Raw genomic sequence first — 16,358 nt, 5'->3', positions numbered from 1 at the left:
AATAACCTACAAAAGGTGACGCTGTCACAATGAGTACAATAACGATTTTCCCCACCTCACCGTACGATAAAACCTGTCTGCAATTGCAGGATGAGCTTTCCGCTACGTTGCAACAGATCACCGGCAGCAGCGGCAGAGCATCCTTTGATACCAGCGCATGGGGTGAACGGGATATTTTTCTGCTGGCATGCAACAACAATATTGCGGTTGGCTGCGGTGCGCTGCGTGAAGTGTCGGCAGAAATCGGCGAAATTAAACGTCTGTACGCGCGGCCTGAAACCCGCGGAGTGGGCGCACAACTCCTGCAGGCGCTGGAAAGGCATGCGCTGTCGCATGGCTTTAAAACGCTGTGGCTGGAGACGCGTAAAATCAACCAGCGGGCTGTGGCATTCTATTTACGCAATGGCTATCAGATCTGCGAAAACTACGGTCGTTATGCTGGGCGGCCGGAAGCCGTTTGCTTTGAGAAAAGATTGCCTGAGCGCTGATCAGTTAAACATAGTGCAGAGACTTACCCAAACGGGATTCGCAGTGATCCCCTGCTCAGAACAAATAGATGCGTTAGTCTTTGACGGGGGAAGCAAAGGAGGTTTTGATGCAGATAACAACATTTCCCGCCTTAGCGGAAACCACGCTAGCAGCAGCGAATACGCTGGGTGAATGGCTGGCGCAAAATGATTTTGTCGGTAAACCCATACCGGTAAGCGCGGATGTAGTGATCCTCGCGGGTAATGCGGTGATCCCGACCATCGATGCCGCCTGTGCGCTGGCAGCGGCGCTGAACACGCCGCTACTGGTTACGGGAGGTGTAGGACACTCCACAAGGTTTCTGTATGACGCTGTTGCGCGCCATCCCCGCTATAACGTGCTACGAACGACCAGACGCAGTGAGGCGGCGATCATGGCGGATATCGGGCGTCACTTCTGGAACCTTGATGATTCTCAGCTGTTGATTGAAGATAAATCAACAAACTGCGGCGAGAATGCGCGTTTTAGCGTTGATTTGCTGCTTTCGCTGGGAATAAAACCGAAAACGGCAATGGTGGTGCAGGACCCAACTATGCAGCGCCGCACCGTCGCCACCTTTGCCCGTATAAGTCAGCAGTGTGCGGACGCACCGCACTGGCTAAGCTGGCCGGGTATTACCCCCCGTTTATGCAATACGCCGGCAGGGCTGGCCTTCCAGCCGCAGCAGGAGGGGCTGTGGCCCGTGTATCGCTACCTGTCACTGATGATGGGCGAAGTTCCCCGCCTGCGTGATGATGCCACGGGCTACGGGCCGAAAGGGCGTGACTTCCTGGTTCACGTTGATTTTCCTTCCGCAGTGGAAACGGCCTGGCAGGTGCTGATTGCCGATGAGACCCTTGCCGCCACGCTCGCCAGCCGTTCACTGTGAATAATGCCCGTTTGCGCTAAAGATGCGGCAAACGGACATTATTCCCCCTCGCTTGCAATTTATTGTTGCGATTTTAGCGCCTGAGCAATGCCTCGCCGGGGATAGCTTTTTAACAATAAGTTCACTGGTTAAAAAATGCTTTACAGGGCAAGTCATGACAGCACCCGTGCAACACCTGATTTCTATCGATGGTCAACTCACCAGCTAGCAGCTAGCAGGGTGAAACTGGCTCGATGTCGTCAATCCTGCGAAGGAAGAGGTTCTGGCGCGCATTCTTGATGATGTATGGCCGTCAGGCGCGGGGGAGGCTTTTACACTTTCGTTGCTATCCACGCCATCATCAGCTCCGGCCAGACGGCGGCTGGCAACCCCAGTGCATCACGAATACCAAAACCGTGTTTTCCCTGCTCAAACAGATGCATCTCTACTGGTACACCAAGACGACGTAGTGCGGTAAACATCACCAGACTGTTCTCGACTTTGACCGCCGGATCGTCGACCGCATGCAACAGGAAAACCGGCGGTGTTTCGCTGTTAACATTCTGTTCAGGAGAATAATGATGGACCTGTTCGTCAGTCGGTGACTCGCCAATCAGTTGCTGGCGGGAAATCGGATGATCAATTTCGGCTTGCATGGTGATAACCGGATAAACCAGCGCCATAAATGCCGGGCGGGCGCTCTGACGGTCGATGTCGTCAGACGGTGGGTAAACCACTTCGTCATAACGTGTGCCGAGGCTGGCGGCGACATGGCCACCCGCGGAAAAGCCCATCACGCCGAGTTTTGCGGGATCCAGCCGCCATTCCCCGGCACGGGCGCGGATCGTGCGCATTGCGCGCTGTATATCCGCCAGCGGAGCATCTGCGCCTTCTGCATGCTGATCTGCCGGAAGACGGTAGGTCATCACAAACAATGTGTACCCTTTGGCATTGAAACAGGGAGCCAGTGCACTGCCTTCTTTATCCAGTACCACCCGACGGTAGGAACCGCCAGGTGCGATAAGGATTCCAACACCGTTGGGGTTTTGCGGGGCGTAAACGGTAATTTCCGGGGCACGAACGCCGGTGACTGAACGGTCAAACGGTGTCGGGCCTGTGTGAAACGTTTCGAGTTGAAACTGCACCGGGCTGGCGGCGGTGCCTGGCGCTTCTCCCTGCGGCCAGACAGGAAATGTAATGGCGTGCTGCACTGCGACCTTCATCAATGTTAATAAATCTTCCGGGCTGATATTTCTCATGTTTCGCCTCGCTTTATGGCGCTTGTGCTTACCCGGCCTGCATCAGTGCAGACAGGGTAAACGTTACGTCATCCGGCCTATGTGACGTTAAAGCGTGCGATATTTTTCCAGGACACGCACGAGTTGGGTGACAAAACCATACTCGTTATCGTACCAGGAGACGGTTTTTACCAGTTGTAGATCACCCACCTCGGTGATTTCTGTCTGCGTGGCATCGAACACCGAACCAAAATGGCTGCCAATAACGTCGGACGAAACAATCTCTTCATCGGTATAGCCGAAGGATTCATTATTTTCAGCGGCTTTTTTCAGTGCCTGGTGGATCTCATCGACGGTGACTTTCTTCTCCAGAACGGATACCAGTTCGGTTACCGAGCCTGTTTTCACCGGAACGCGCTGTGCATGGCCTTTTAGTTTGCCACTCAGTGCCGGGATCACGAGACCGATCGCTTTTGCCGCACCGGTGGTGTGCGGGATGATATTTTCTGCTGCTGCGCGCGAGGCCCGTAGATCTTTGCCGCGCGGCCCATCGACCAGTGCCTGCGTACCGGTATAGGCATGAATGGTGGTCATGGTGCCAGCTTTGATGCCGAAATTGTCCTGTAGCGCTTTGGCCATCGGCGCGAGGCAATTGGTGGTGCAGGAAGCGACCGAAATAATGGTGTCCTCAGCATTGATGGTTTCATCATTGACGTTAAAGACCACGGTTTTCATCTCACCGGCAGGCGCGGAGATGAGCACTTTTTTCGCACCGGCTTCCAGATGTGCCTGTGATTTTTCAGCCGAAGTATAAAAGCCAGTACATTCCACAATGATCTCAGCGCCAGCGCGGCTCCACGGGATGTGTTTCGCCTCTTTCTCGGCATAGACAGTAATGCTTTTACCGTTGACGATCAGCGAATCCTCGGTGAAATCCACGCTCCAGCCAAATGGACCGTAGTTAGAATCATGCTTCAATAAATAGGCCAGCACTTTTGGTGAGGTGAGATCGTTAATTGCGACAACTTCCGCGCTGCTGTTGGTTTCCAGCAGACGACGCAGTACCAGGCGTCCAATACGCCCGAATCCATTAATGCCAATTTTGCTCATATTTCACTCCGTTTTTCAGGTTATGATCACGTTATTGCACTCCTCAGTGATAGCCTGGAGGGGATTGTTGAGCAAATGAATCACGTTCAACGAAGGGTAAATAACTGAATGCTAAAGAGGAAAAGTTAATGAATTTTTAGGAAAATGCGGCTATGTTGACATTCTGTTATTTTTTCAGGATCGACTTATGCGCAGTAAATATTCTTCCATGCAAATCACCCTTCATTGGTTGGTGTTTCTGCTAATCGTAACCGCTTATTGCGCCATGGAGTTTCGCGGGTTTGCGCCGCGCAGCTACCGCCCATGGTTTAATATGGTGCATGTTTCCTGCGGTATTTCTATTCTTGTTCTCATGGTCGTTCGTTTGCTGGCGCGGTTAAAAAACCCGACGCCACCGATTGTGCCCAAACCCTCGGCAATGATGACCGGGCTGGCGCATCTGGGCCATCTGGTAATTTATCTTCTGTTTATTGTTCTGCCCGTTATTGGCCTGCTGATGATGTACAACCGTGGCGAGCCGTGGGTCGCGTTCGGCATGGTGATGCCGTATGCGTCAGAGTCTAACTTTGATCTGGTGGATACGCTGAAGGAGTACCATGAATTGCTGGCTAATCTGGGCTATTTTGTTATTGGCCTGCATGCTGCAGCAGCGCTGGCGCATCATTACTACTATAAAGACAATACGCTGTTGCGGATGATGCCGAAAAAACGCAACTAATGGTATCTGCCGATAGTGCTAAGCTTATCGGGCTAAAATAACGTATTTCGCCCCGCGATGCGGGGCTTTTTTATGGCGTAAAAATGTGATCCCATCTGGTTTTTCGCCGAGAAAATCAGGGCGGAAATCACATTTCACGCCATCTGTGCTGTGCTGAATTCGTACAAGCTGCGTAGATAGTATATCTATTATAGAAACACTTTGATAAGTGGAGGGGATATGACTCAGCCTGTACAGGACGCTTTCGATCGGGTCGCCGAGCAGGGGCCGGTGGCCGGATCGCGCAAATTACGCAAAGTGCTACTCGCTACTGGGATCGGCCATTTTGTTGAATGGTTTGATTTTGGCTTGTACGGCACGTTGGCCGCGATTATTGGTCTGCAATTTTTCCAGTCTGGCAATCCGAGCGTTACGTTGCTCTCATCATTCGCGGTATTTGGCGCGGGCTTTATTATGCGCCCGCTGGGCGGGTTGTTCTTCGGCTCGCTGGGCGACCGCAAAGGGCGGCAGAAAGTGCTGGCGACCGTGATCCTGCTGACTTCCGGAGCGACATTCGTGATGGGATTGTTACCCACTTATCATCAGGTGGGGATCCCCGCCACCGTACTGCTGGTGATCACGCGGCTGGTGCAGGGTTTTGCCGCTGGCGGCGAAAGCTCCGGTGCCACAACATACCTGGCAGAATATGCACCGACAGAACGCCGCGGCTATTTTACCTGCTGGATCGATAACTTTGGCTTTATGGCGTTTGTGGTCGGCTCCGGGCTGGTTTTTCTGCTTACCGCAACACTTGGCGAAAGTGTGATGAGCGACTGGGGCTGGCGTATCCCGTTCCTGATCGCCGGGCCGCTGGGTTGGGTGGGGTTATATCTGCGAAAACATCTGGAAGATTCACCAGAATTTATTGCCGCCATGAAGAGCGGTGAAACATCCAGCGCGCCGCTGCGCAAAGCAGTGACTACCGCCTGGGGTGCGTTGCTGTTCTGCGTGGGTTTTGTGGTGATCAAGGCTGTCGGGCACTGGACGCTGCAAACGTTCATGCCGAGTTATCTGGCGACCGAGTTGCATTTTTCCAAACTCAATGCCTATGCCATCACGACTATCGGCCTCTTTTCCGTCGCGGTGCTGGTACCTCTTATGGGCTATTTGTCGGATAAATATGGCCGCAAACCGTTGATGCTGATGGGCTGTGCCGGGTTTATCTTGCTTAGTTATCCGGCGATGATGGTGATGGCGAACGGCGATGTCCTCTCGGCAGTGCTGGCGATGGTGATGCTCGGCGCATTTATTGCCGCCTTCGACGGCGCCTGTACGGCGGCAATGGCAGAACTGTTCCCGACCAGCGTGCGCTACGGCGGTTTGTCCATTGCTTATAATTTTGCCGTCACATTTTTCGGCGGGATCACACCTTGGTTTTCTGCGTGGCTGATTAGCCTCACCGGTGATAAATTTTCACCGGCCTTTTACGTGATGGCCGCAGCGCTGATTACCTTCGTTACCGTGCTGCGCGCCCGGGAAACTGCTGGGTTACCGCTGAAACGTTGAATGTCATTCCGGTGAGCGCACCCACCGCTTTTTTATGCATAAGTGTTATGTATTGAATGAGGTGAACTCATAGTTCATGCCCTATAAAAGTTATCTTATTGCGAGTGAATAATTAAATTATCCAATAATCACTTGATCATTTTATACCATAGGGACAAATATCGAACGCACAGTTTTTTTGATGATCACACGTTCTTAGCGAAATATTCTCATTACCTGGGCAGCGACAACCTTTTCTCAGTGTTTGCCAGACACAAGGGAAAAAGGGCAGGGTATGAATAATATCAAAGTCACATTCTTTTCCATCAACGGTGAGGTGTTCCTGGTACGTATATAATATATTATCAGGGCGTAAAAAGTAATTACCCTTATACCAGAAAATGATCATCAATCCTGGCGTGTTGCGGGCCAGCGCAAAGGCAGTTTTGGTTGTCGGTGATACCAGCGTTTCCGTAATGCTCCAGCGCATATTTGCTCCTTGCGGTTAATTTTTTCTCCTGGGCAAAAAAAATTTAACAAATATGGAAGTGAGAATCCATTCCCTATTAATACATTTCATTTAAACAGGCGCAGGCGGCTAATATTTAATAAGCTTTGCAATAAATCTTGATACAAAACAAGGTTGTGACGTTATTGGTTGTTATGTTGCGGTTTATTTAACCAAAGAAAATTAATTACATGATGATACTCTTTCATGGCTAATTAAAATTCACAAGTAAGCAACATATAACGAACAGCACTGTACTTTATATGATATATCCGAAGACAATTTTTCAGACTGACGTGTGTTGGCTGAAACCGTTTCAGACGTCCTGTTACTTCCTTTAAGATCCGTCTGATGCTGTCGAAGGAATTAATATTTATATTGAGTGAACTTTTGATGGGAGGATGTCATCAGCAATGAATATTCAAAGGCGAATTAATAACCAAAATTGAGAAAGAATAAAGGTGTTTGCTTAATGCTGCTACGATTGCACTGCATTGGATGCTGTAGATATGAATATTTCAACAAAATAAGCTGCGCTACTGTTAGTTGAGTGGAAGACGTTCCACATTCTTACCAACCGATCGATACCCGTAAATCGCCGGAGAGCAGGTGGCCTCAGACACGATGAACTCATTGGATTAGATACGATTCAGTATGTTATAATCGGCCCCAGGAACAGCATTGGGTGGGTTAGAACATGTCCTCAAAGAAAGTAAAGGTTGCATTAGTTTCATTTTTATTGTCAGCATACCGATTGATTAAGGGAAATAGGCTATCTGTCGATAAATTTGATCCCAGTGAAAAAGTGGAAAGTATAGCAATATTTTCCACTACTGCTCTGGGTGATTTTATGTTTAACACACCCGCTATTTTGTCAATCAAATCAAAGTTTCCAAATGCACGAATAACATTGGTGTCAAGTCATAAAAATAAAAATCTTGTTGAGGGTTCTCCCTGGTTTGAACGTGTGATTTATTGGGACCAACAATTTAAAAGTATCTTGAAAGTTGTGTCTCTTTTAAAAAAAGATGTGCCTGATGTTATTGTTATACTTCATTCAAAAAGTCCATATGATGTACTTATTTCAAACCTTGCAGGTGCAAAATATATATTCAAGGACGCTTATAATGAAAGCGACTTTGCCATGAGGCCGTTTGTGACTTCATTGTCTGCTGTTAGATTTGATTGGCATATTATCGAAAGGAAATTATCCTTAATTCAATCTATGGGGTGTGATACAACGAACATTCAAATGAAAATCCCATTTTCATTTGAAACAAAAACGAAAAAACACAATACCCTTGTGATTGGGTTTCAGCTTGGAGCATCTAAAATCCAAAGACAGTGGCCAATAGTAAGATTCAACGAACTTGCCAAACTGTTAATCAATTCTGGACGTAATATTGAAATCGTATTGATTGGTTCACCGAATGAGGCTGAACTTTCAAAAAAATTTATGGAAGGTATGACGGAAATTGAACGTGAGTCGATTACCGATTGTGTCGGAAAGGTTTCATTGCGCGAACTTGTAGAGACTATCTCTGGTTTTGACTTACTGGTTACCGGGGATACTGGACCGTTGCACCTTGCTGTTGCATTACAAATAAAAACAGTAAGTTTGTTTGTGACAGCGAATCCTGCGCATACAGGCCCTCTGCAAGACCCACATCTGCACAAGGTTATACATATTTGCAACGACAATGATGACGTAATGACCTCTGCGCAGCCTATGAGCATCATTACTGCTGAGAATGTAATGACAGCAATCAGTGAAGTCATTGACGCGTGGTGACTTTGTGAACGTGTACGCAGCACTCATGCCCTTTGAGGAGCTTGCTTGCTATGTGCAAGGCACGATTTGAGCACCAGACCATCGCCGCGCTGTTGTCCGTTTAAGCCGGACGTAGCATCAGGGATGTCTGCCGCGAAGCGGGGATATCGTGAGACCCCGATTTTTAAGCTCTGTCAGCACACTACGCCAGAGCTTTGTCCCGTCATTTTTTCTGCCTTTTGTGACATCCATATGTCCAACTGTTCTTTCTGACCTTCGGTATTCCTCATAAGAAATACCGAAAATATAAATATTACAGCGATACATAAAAAATTTAGTATACTCCCCTATAGTACTACAGGAGGTCGTATGCCCCATTCACCAGAAGACAAGAAACGCGTTTTGACACGGGTGCGCCGCATCCGCGGTCAGGTCGATGCGCTTGAACGTGCGCTGGAAAGCGGCGAGCCCTGCATCGCCATTTTGCAGCAAATCGCTGCCGTGCGTGGCGCTGCCAACGGCTTGATGGGCGAAATGGTTGAAATTCACCTTAAAGATGAGCTGGTCAACGGTGACACCACTGCGGACCAGCGTGCGGTTCGTATGGCAGAAGTCGGTCATCTTTTGCGCTCTTATCTAAAATAAGCATCAAGGTATTCACAAAAAGGAAGAGACTTATGAAATCACGTGCAGCCGTTGCCTTCGGGCCGGGTCAACCTCTTAAAATCGTCGAAATCGACGTTGCACCGCCGGAAAAGGGCGAAGTGCTGGTACGTATCACGCATACCGGGGTGTGTCATACCGACGCGTTTACGCTGTCGGGTGACGATCCGGAAGGTGTATTCCCGGCGGTGCTGGGCCATGAAGGCGGTGGAATTGTCGTTGAAGTCGGTGAGGGCGTGACCAGTCTAAAACCGGGCGACCATGTCATTCCGCTGTATACCGCAGAATGTGGTGAATGTAAGTTCTGTAAATCCGGAAAAACAAACCTCTGCCAGGCTGTACGCGCCACGCAGGGTAAAGGTCTGATGCCGGACGGTACCACCCGTTTTTCTTACAATGGCGAGCCGATTTTCCACTATATGGGTACCAGTACCTTCAGCGAATATACCGTATGTGCGGAAATCTCGCTGGCAAAAGTGAACGCGCAGGCACCGCTGGATAAAGTCTGTCTGCTTGGTTGCGGTGTCACCACCGGTATCGGCGCCGTGCATAACACGGCGAAAGTGAAAGAGGGCGATACCGTGGCGATCTTCGGCCTTGGCGGTATCGGTCTGGCGGCGATTCAGGGCGCGGTTCAGGCAAAAGCTGGCCGGATTCTGGCTATCGATACCAACCCGGACAAATTCGCGCTGGCGAAAGAGATGGGTGCAACCGACTTTATCAACCCGAAAGAGCACAACCGTCCGATTCAGGATGTGATTGTCGAGATGACCGACGGCGGCGTTGATTTCAGTTTTGAATGTATCGGTAACGTTAACGTCATGCGTTCTGCGCTTGAGTGCTGCCATAAAGGCTGGGGCGAAAGCGTGATTATCGGCGTTGCGGGTGCGGGTCAGGAGATCAGCACCCGTCCGTTCCAGCTGGTGACCGGTCGCGTATGGCGCGGTTCCGCATTTGGCGGCGTGAAAGGCCGCAGCCAGTTGCCTGGCATGGTGGAAGATGCGATGGCGGGCAAAATTCGCCTCGATCCATTCATTACCCATCGTATGCCGCTTGAGCAAATCAATGACGCATTTGATCTGATGCACGAAGGTAAATCTATCCGTACCGTTATCCATTTCGGCGATAACTAACCTTGCTTCACGCCAGCGGTGCAAACGCTGGCGCTACCAATGTCCAAATCTGTGATCGCTGTTACGCTTTTCTCCATAAGAAAAATCCCATTATTGCCGATGCATATATATCATCGTGATGAACGCATTAGACAAATATGAGAGTCAATAGCCATGGATAAAAAAGCAGCAATGCAAAGAACGCAAGGCATTGGATTTATGCACAATATTCGATTGGTTCCCCTGTTTTCCTTCATTCTCGGCGGCATTTTGGTGCTGTTTGCATTCAGCTCCGGCCTGGCGGGATATTTTCTGATGCAAGCGGATCGTGATCAGCGTGATGTGACGCAGGAAATCCAGGTGCGTATGGGATTATCTAATAGTTCTAATAACTTACGTACAGCTCGTCTTAATCTGATCCATGCCGGCGCGGCAAGCCGTATCGCCGAAATGGAAGACATGAAAAATAACATCACAGAAGCAGAAAAACGTATTCAACAATCGCAGGATGGCTTCAAGGTTTATATGGCGCGCGAAGTTAAAACGCCAGAGGACGTTGCGCTGGATGACGATCTGACTCGCCTGTTTAATGCCTACATCGCAGGCATGCAGCCGATGTTGAAATACGCGAAAAACGGCATGTTTGAAGCTATTATCAATCATGAAAGCGAGCAGGCGCGCCAGCTTGATGCCGCGTATAACACTGTGCTGCTGAAGGCAATTAGTATCCGAACCGAGCGTGCAGAGCACCTGACCAAACTGGCGCACAGCCGTACGCAGCTAGGGCTTATTTTCATGGCTGCCGCCTTCGCGTTTGCGCTGGTGCTGACGGTCATCACGTTTACCGTGCTGCGTCGCGTGGTGATCAATCCACTGCAGCGTGCGGCGCAACGTATCGCGCGCATTGCCTCCGGTGATTTGACCGTTGCGGATGAACCGACTGGCCGCAGTGAGATTGGCCGTCTGAGCAAGGATTTGCAGGCGATGCAGCACTCGCTGATCACTACCGTGGCCAGCGTTCGCCAGGGGGCGGAAGAGATCTATCGTGGTACCAGCGAAATCTCCGCCGGTAACACTGATCTCTCTTCGCGCACCGAGCAGCAGGCTGCGGCAATTGAAGAAACCGCCGCCAGCATGGAACAATTAACCGCGACGGTGAAACAGAACGCCGATAACGCACACCATGCCAGCGGTCTGGCACGCGACGCGTCCGGTAAAGCGACCAAAGGCGGACAAATTGTTTCCGGCGTGGTGCAGACGATGGGCAATATCACCACCAGCTCACGTAAAATCTCTGAAATTACTGCGGTGATCAACAGCATTGCCTTCCAGACCAACATCCTGGCGCTCAACGCCGCAGTAGAAGCGGCGCGTGCCGGTGAACAAGGGCGCGGTTTTGCTGTGGTGGCAAGCGAAGTGCGTACACTCGCGAGCCGCAGTGCGCAGGCGGCAAAAGAGATCGAAGCGCTGATCAGTGAATCCGTCAGCCTGATTGAGCAAGGCTCCGGTGAAGTGGTTTCTGCTGGCGAAACGATGGATGAGATTGTGACGGCGGTGAAACGCGTAACCGATATCATGCTGGAAATTGCGGCGGCATCCGATGAGCAGAGCAAAGGTATCACCCAGGTGAGCCAGGCGATCACGGAAATGGACAATGTAACGCAACAAAACGCCTCACTGGTAGAAGAAGCGTCCGCCGCAGCCGCCTCGCTGGAAGAGCAGGCCGCGCGTCTGACCGAAGCGGTAGGGGCTTTCCGCCTGACCGGTGCTGCGCCGCAGCGCCAGAACAGCACGTCTTCGCCAACGGCAAAACCGTTTAAACCGCAGCGTACTGCGCTGGCAAATGGCGATAACTGGGAAACCTTCTGATAATCCTGGTAATATGCAAAAGAAAAGAGGCCGTTAGGCCTAATGCCGGTCACTTAATGTGACCGGCATTGTTTTTAAACCAGGTTGTACGTCAGCAGTATCCCCCAACAGTTCCTGTCTGACTATTTCAGGTAATTTACGAGGTTGCCGCACAGGAACTGCTTTGCCTCCCGATAACCCAGTTCTATTTCCCACCGGTGTTTATACCGTTCCGCTATGTCTGCCGCCGGATAACACATCGCATCCGTCATCGATGTGACAACCTGTCGTTCCGTGCCGTTAACCTTCCGGCTGATTAACCGGACAGTGAGTTTATCCGGCAGATCTTTTACGGGTTGTGCGCCACGTTACTATGGCCTGCGGGTGTAGGGGGTACGGGTGGGCGCGGCAGTTGGTACGTTGTTAATGGCGCTGAAAAGGTAACGGCGGGTATAGATAAAAAAAAAGCGCCCGCAGGCGCTCTTTCGACAGTGTTGCAACTTATTTGGTCAATTCGGCAGTCATATGAACCTGGTTACCGTTGTAAGCTTCAGTAATGTGATAAGAAGAAGCACCTGCCTGATGAGCCTGAGCGGCGATTTGTGCTTCTGCACCGCTGAGCGTCGAGTCAGTTACGCTTACAGTCTGGGCAGCGAAAGAACCGAAAGAAGCGGACAGAGCGATAACAGCGACAAAAGTTTTGATGCTTTTCATGATATAAACCCTTACGTTAATTTGTTGGAGTGAGGCGATGCGCCTCGATGAAATAAATACTAGACCTGTTCACTCACAAAAAAAAGCGGAAGGATTTGTTCTCATTATTCAAAATTACTGATTAATAATTAAACGCGGCGGATGGGTATAGATCGTCGCCCTGTACGGCTTACAAAAGACCACCCGCGTCAGCTTACAGCGTTCCGCCACTTCCATGGTCAGCGTTGTGGCCACCGATTCGGCTGCGTCGGAACAGCGTAAAGCCGCTGACTGGTTTTACGGGTTGTGCGCCACGTACTGTGGCCTGCGGGTGTAGGGGGACGGGTGAGTGCGGCGGTTGGCAGGTTGTTCATGGTGCTGAAAAGGTGACGACGGGTATAGATTAAAAAAAACGCCCGCAGCTAATGCCGGTCACATAAGGAAATGAGGCCCGATAATTCGGGCTTCTGATGAATCTGATGAAGTAAACGGGCTTAACCCTGATTCCTTCGTTTTCCTTCTAAGCATAATGATGAATTTATATTCATTAAAGTGCTTAACTGACTGACATTAGCCGTAAGGCTCTTTTTCTATCCAACGCTTATCTCGTTAAATAAAGCTGTCGTCATCATTGCTGTAGTCGTTGTCATCGAAATCATCGTTCTGCCAGGCGTCGTTATTATTGCCGAACTGATCGTCCTGGTTAAGGAAGCGATTGTCAGAGACGTTATTAACGTCGTCGTACTGATTGCCGAGGAACGACTCACCACCGGCGGGCGTTGCCGGTTCTTCGATAATATTCACGATCTCTTCAGGCCGCGACTGGTGGAACATACTGGTCAGCATTTCGGCCAGCACGACGCCACCGGCCACACCGGCGGCAGTTTGCAGCGCGCCAGCCATAAAACCGCCGCTGTGGGGAGCAGCAGAGGCCGGCGCCGCCGCCGCCCGTGAATAATCCTGAGCGGGTGGCTGTTGAGGCTGGGTATTCCAGCTGTTGTTCGGTTGTGGGGCACTTTTCCCGCCACCAAACAGACCGCCGAGGAAACTGCCTCCCGTTGAGGGTTTGCTTTTTTCCGCAGCCAATTCGCTTTCAAGCTGCTGAACACGGGCTTGCATGCGTTTCAGCGCTGCTTCCTGAATCAAAATCGATTGCGCCATATAGTAAGGAGCTGCAGGCTGCTGTTTGACAAATTCCGCGATCTGACGCTCTGCCTCTATATCCCGTTGGCTGTTTTGCTGCCCGGTCTGTTTCAGACGTTCGAAAAGGCCGTTGATGAGTTGCTGTTCTTCATATTGCATGACAATAACCTTCCGCTCTCCAGGGTGGATACCATGTAGTTTATCAGCGGCGAGAACCTGTGTCTGGTGAGTGAAATGTTTGTTTAAGATTGGTTGCAGGTTGGCTGAAATCCGTTCTGTTTTCGGGTATCCAGAAAGAAAAAAGCCCAAATGCGGGCTTTGAAGGTCAGGCTATACGCTGGGTTGCACGTGTTTGCGCCGGAGTGACGCCCACGGGGATTGATTTTGACGTTGGCGTACCTGTGCCGTCGCCAAAACGGGTCAAAGGAACCAGCGGGTTCGTCTCCGGGTAGTAAGCCGCGAGATTGCCACGCGGGATATCGTAGGCGACGAGGCGGAAATCTTCCACGCGGCGAACCACGCCGTCAGTGGCCAGGGTTTCAATATCCACGCGATCGCCATCGCTCAGGCCAAGCGCAGCAATATCAGCCGGGTGCATAAACAGCACATCGCGCTGACCATAAACGCCACGGTAACGATCGTCGAGGCCATAAATCGTCGTGTTGTACTGATCATGCGAACGTAACGTCTGCAACACAAACGGTGCGACAATTTCCGGGCAGACCGCGTCAGGCAACGTTGCGGCACTGAATTCCGCTTTACCGGATGGTGTATTGAAACGCAGCTCTGCCGCCGCATTGCCCAGCCAGAAACCGCCGGGTTCATCGCAACGGGCATTGAAGTTCTGGAAACCGGGGATAGTGGCGGCGATATGATCGCGAATCAGGTTGTAATCTGCGGCCAGAGCCAGCCAGTCGAGTTGCGCTGTTCCTAATGTCGCATGGGCAATTCTGGCGACAATCGCCGTTTCAGAGCGCTGCGTTGCCGCCAGAGGTTTGCCGATCCCCTCGGACGCATGCACCATACTGAAGGAGTCTTCGACGGTGATAAACTGGCGGCCTGAAGCCTGCACATCTTCTTCAGTGCGGCCCAGCGTCGGCAGAATGAGCGACTGTTTACCCGGCATTAAATGGCTGCGGTTGAGTTTGGTGCTGATATAGACCGTTAGCCCGCAGCGACGCAGCGCCTCGCAGGTCAGCGGTGTGTCCGGTGCGGCAGCAGCAAGGTTACCTCCCAGCGCCAGCAACACTTTCACTTCATCGCGCAGCATCGCCTGAATAGCCTCAACCGTATGGTGACCGTGCTCGCGCGGCGGTTCGAAATGAAAGTGGTGGGCAAGGCTATCGAGCAGTGCCACCGGCGGTTTTTCATCGATCCCCATCGTGCGGTTGCCCTGCACATTGCTGTGGCCGCGCACTGGACACAAACCGGCGCCCGGTTTACCCAGATGGCCGCCGAGCAGTTGCAAGTTGGTAATTTCCCGCACCGTATCCAGCGAGTGTTTGTGCTGGGTAATGCCCATCGCCCAGGTGCAGATCACACGCTCTGCTGTCTGCCAGACTGCTGCCGCATCACGCAGCTGCTGCTGGCTGAGGCCGGACTGCTGCTCAATGGTTTGCCAGTCAGTCGCATCGATTTGCGCAAACCACGCTTCAATACCCTGGGTGTGCTCAGCAATAAAGGCATCTGCGAAGATGCTACTTTCGCCGTTAGCAATACGCCGACGCTGGGTTTCCAGCAACGCTTTGGCGATCCCGCGTACCGCTGCCATATCACCACCGAGATTCGGTTGATAGTAGGAAGAGCTGATGTTTCCCGCCATGGGGGTGACGACTTCCAGCGGTTTTTGCGGATCGGCAAAACGCTCAAGACCGCGTTCGCGCAGGGTGTTAAAGGTAACAATACGCGCACCGCGATCGGCGGCGTGACGCAGGCTGTGCAGCATGCGCGGGTGGTTGGTACCGGGATTTTGCCCGAAAACGAAAATGGCGTCCGCTTTATCAAAATCGACCAGATGAATAGTCCCTTTACCGACGCCAATGCTGCGTTTTAGCCCTGCGCCGCTGGCTTCATGGCACATATTGGAACAGTCCGGGAAGTTATTGGTACCAACCATGCGGCCAAACAACTGATAAAGGTAAGAGGATTCATTACTGGCGCGGCCTGAGGTATACAGCTCAAGCTGGTTGGGGTTATCCATTGCCCGAATATGTTCGCCAATCATCGCCAGCGCATTGTCCCAGCTGATTGGTTCGTAGTGGTCGGTTTGCGGGTTATAGCGCAGTGGTTCGGTCAGGCGCCCCTGATATTCGAGAAAGTAATCACTCTGACGATTAAGTGCGCTGACGCTATGTTGCGCAAAAAAGGTTGAGTCAACCAGGCGGCGTGTCGCTTCCCAGGTGACCGCTTTCGCGCCGTTTTCGCAGAAACTGAAGGTACTTTTATTATCATCACCCCAGGCGCAACCGGGACAGTCGAAGCCGCGTGCTTTGTTCATGCGCAACAAGTTACGCATATTTTTGAGGGCATTTTTGCTGTCAATGACGAAGCGAGTAGTGGCTTCCAGAGAGCCCAGACCACCGGCAGCGGCGTGGTAGGGTTTAATTGCTGTTTTAAATTTCATTGGTTCTTCCGGATGTGGGGTGTTACAGCGTT

14 protein-coding genes and 2 pseudogenes are annotated in these 16,358 nt (G+C 51.2%); 8 read left to right on the top strand and 8 right to left on the bottom strand.

The window, feature by feature from the left end; all coding sequences use genetic code 11:
- Positions 1 to 29: 29 nt before the first annotated feature.
- A complete protein-coding gene (locus tag BM427_RS07510) occupies positions 30 to 488 on the top strand; it encodes a GNAT family N-acetyltransferase (RefSeq protein WP_090120498.1) in 459 nt (152 codons plus the stop codon).
- 107 nt (positions 489 to 595) lie between these two features.
- Positions 596 to 1,396 (top strand): YdcF family protein, encoded by an 801-nt coding sequence (locus BM427_RS07505; protein ID WP_090120496.1) that lies wholly within the window; start codon positions 596 to 598, stop codon positions 1,394 to 1,396.
- A gap of 311 nt (positions 1,397 to 1,707) precedes the next feature.
- Here the strand turns inward: BM427_RS07505 and BM427_RS07500 are convergent, their stop codons facing one another.
- Both BM427_RS07500 and gap read right to left on the bottom strand, forming a co-directional pair.
- A complete protein-coding gene (locus BM427_RS07500; protein ID WP_090120495.1) occupies positions 1,708 to 2,634 on the bottom strand; it encodes an alpha/beta hydrolase in 927 nt (308 codons plus the stop codon).
- Positions 2,635 to 2,721: 87 nt separating this feature from the next.
- A complete protein-coding gene (gap, locus tag BM427_RS07495) occupies positions 2,722 to 3,723 on the bottom strand; it encodes a type I glyceraldehyde-3-phosphate dehydrogenase (RefSeq protein ID WP_090120493.1) in 1,002 nt (333 codons plus the stop codon).
- Positions 3,724 to 3,910: 187 nt separating this feature from the next.
- Between gap and cybB the strand changes: the two genes are divergently transcribed.
- Together cybB and BM427_RS07485 are read left to right on the top strand one after the other, a co-directional pair.
- Positions 3,911 to 4,441: a cytochrome b561 gene (gene cybB / locus BM427_RS07490; RefSeq protein ID WP_090120492.1), complete on the top strand. Its 531-nt coding sequence runs from the start codon at positions 3,911 to 3,913 to the stop codon at positions 4,439 to 4,441.
- A gap of 219 nt (positions 4,442 to 4,660) precedes the next feature.
- Complete coding sequence (locus tag BM427_RS07485; protein ID WP_090120491.1) at positions 4,661 to 5,986, top strand: MFS transporter; 1,326 nt, start codon at positions 4,661 to 4,663, stop codon at positions 5,984 to 5,986.
- Between the two features lie 136 nt (positions 5,987 to 6,122).
- Here the strand turns inward: BM427_RS07485 and BM427_RS07480 are convergent, their stop codons facing one another.
- Positions 6,123 to 6,455, bottom strand: coding sequence for a hypothetical protein (locus tag BM427_RS07480; protein WP_090120489.1), 333 nt, complete (start codon positions 6,453 to 6,455; stop codon positions 6,123 to 6,125).
- A gap of 715 nt (positions 6,456 to 7,170) precedes the next feature.
- On the opposite strand from BM427_RS07480, the gene BM427_RS07475 reads away from it, so the two are divergent.
- The 4 genes from BM427_RS07475 to BM427_RS07460 all read left to right on the top strand — a co-directional run bounded on the left by BM427_RS07475 (position 7,171) and on the right by BM427_RS07460 (position 11,888).
- Positions 7,171 to 8,265 (top strand): glycosyltransferase family 9 protein, encoded by a 1,095-nt coding sequence (locus BM427_RS07475; protein ID WP_090120488.1) that lies wholly within the window; start codon positions 7,171 to 7,173, stop codon positions 8,263 to 8,265.
- Positions 8,266 to 8,613: 348 nt separating this feature from the next.
- Positions 8,614 to 8,889, top strand: coding sequence for a metal/formaldehyde-sensitive transcriptional repressor (locus tag BM427_RS07470; RefSeq protein WP_090120487.1), 276 nt, complete (start codon positions 8,614 to 8,616; stop codon positions 8,887 to 8,889).
- Positions 8,890 to 8,921: 32 nt separating this feature from the next.
- The gene (locus BM427_RS07465; protein WP_090120486.1) at positions 8,922 to 10,040 is read left to right on the top strand and encodes an S-(hydroxymethyl)glutathione dehydrogenase/class III alcohol dehydrogenase; all 1,119 of its coding nucleotides are present in this window, start codon (positions 8,922 to 8,924) and stop codon (positions 10,038 to 10,040) included.
- Between the two features lie 153 nt (positions 10,041 to 10,193).
- Entirely contained in the window at positions 10,194 to 11,888 is a 1,695-nt protein-coding gene (locus BM427_RS07460) for a methyl-accepting chemotaxis protein (RefSeq protein ID WP_090120484.1), read from the top strand.
- Positions 11,889 to 11,965: 77 nt separating this feature from the next.
- On the opposite strand, the pseudogene BM427_RS07455 reads toward BM427_RS07460, so the two are convergent.
- The 5 genes and pseudogenes from BM427_RS07455 to BM427_RS07440 form a co-directional block, all read right to left on the bottom strand.
- A pseudogene (locus BM427_RS07455) lies at positions 11,966 to 12,211 on the bottom strand (transposase); the annotation flags it as partial.
- 157 nt (positions 12,212 to 12,368) lie between these two features.
- Positions 12,369 to 12,581, bottom strand: a complete 213-nt coding sequence (locus BM427_RS07450; protein ID WP_090120483.1) for a YdgH/BhsA/McbA-like domain containing protein — start codon at positions 12,579 to 12,581, stop codon at positions 12,369 to 12,371.
- A 114-nt stretch (positions 12,582 to 12,695) separates the two neighbouring features.
- A pseudogene (locus BM427_RS25945) lies at positions 12,696 to 12,824 on the bottom strand (formate dehydrogenase accessory sulfurtransferase FdhD); the annotation flags it as partial.
- 345 nt (positions 12,825 to 13,169) lie between these two features.
- Complete coding sequence (locus BM427_RS07445) at positions 13,170 to 13,862, bottom strand: DUF2076 domain-containing protein (protein WP_090120481.1); 693 nt, start codon at positions 13,860 to 13,862, stop codon at positions 13,170 to 13,172.
- A 166-nt stretch (positions 13,863 to 14,028) separates the two neighbouring features.
- Entirely contained in the window at positions 14,029 to 16,326 is a 2,298-nt protein-coding gene (locus BM427_RS07440) for an FdhF/YdeP family oxidoreductase (RefSeq protein WP_090120480.1), read from the bottom strand.
- Positions 16,327 to 16,358: the final 32 nt, after the last annotated feature.

The organism is Kosakonia arachidis (assembly GCF_900116535.1).
In the GTDB taxonomy this organism is placed as follows: domain Bacteria; phylum Pseudomonadota; class Gammaproteobacteria; order Enterobacterales; family Enterobacteriaceae; genus Kosakonia; species Kosakonia arachidis.
The sequence above is the reverse complement of the archived record's forward strand: the minus strand, read 5'-3'. Positions and strand labels throughout refer to the sequence as shown.

Excerpts from the sequence above, each read along its gene's own strand:
- BM427_RS07510 (WP_090120498.1), top strand. The coding sequence starts at position 30 with ATGAGTACAATAACGATTTTCCCCACCTCACCGTACGATAAAACCTGT.
- BM427_RS07505 (WP_090120496.1), top strand. The coding sequence starts at position 596 with ATGCAGATAACAACATTTCCCGCCTTAGCGGAAACCACGCTAGCAGCA.
- BM427_RS07500 (WP_090120495.1), bottom strand. The coding sequence starts at position 2,634 with ATGAGAAATATCAGCCCGGAAGATTTATTAACATTGATGAAGGTCGCA.
- gap (WP_090120493.1), bottom strand. The coding sequence starts at position 3,723 with ATGAGCAAAATTGGCATTAATGGATTCGGGCGTATTGGACGCCTGGTA.
- cybB (WP_090120492.1), top strand. The coding sequence starts at position 3,911 with ATGCGCAGTAAATATTCTTCCATGCAAATCACCCTTCATTGGTTGGTG.
- BM427_RS07485 (WP_090120491.1), top strand. The coding sequence starts at position 4,661 with ATGACTCAGCCTGTACAGGACGCTTTCGATCGGGTCGCCGAGCAGGGG.
- BM427_RS07480 (WP_090120489.1), bottom strand. The coding sequence starts at position 6,455 with ATGCGCTGGAGCATTACGGAAACGCTGGTATCACCGACAACCAAAACT.
- BM427_RS07475 (WP_090120488.1), top strand. The coding sequence starts at position 7,171 with ATGTCCTCAAAGAAAGTAAAGGTTGCATTAGTTTCATTTTTATTGTCA.
- BM427_RS07470 (WP_090120487.1), top strand. The coding sequence starts at position 8,614 with ATGCCCCATTCACCAGAAGACAAGAAACGCGTTTTGACACGGGTGCGC.
- BM427_RS07465 (WP_090120486.1), top strand. The coding sequence starts at position 8,922 with ATGAAATCACGTGCAGCCGTTGCCTTCGGGCCGGGTCAACCTCTTAAA.
- BM427_RS07460 (WP_090120484.1), top strand. The coding sequence starts at position 10,194 with ATGGATAAAAAAGCAGCAATGCAAAGAACGCAAGGCATTGGATTTATG.
- BM427_RS07450 (WP_090120483.1), bottom strand. The coding sequence starts at position 12,581 with ATGAAAAGCATCAAAACTTTTGTCGCTGTTATCGCTCTGTCCGCTTCT.
- BM427_RS07445 (WP_090120481.1), bottom strand. The coding sequence starts at position 13,862 with ATGCAATATGAAGAACAGCAACTCATCAACGGCCTTTTCGAACGTCTG.
- BM427_RS07440 (WP_090120480.1), bottom strand. The coding sequence starts at position 16,326 with ATGAAATTTAAAACAGCAATTAAACCCTACCACGCCGCTGCCGGTGGT.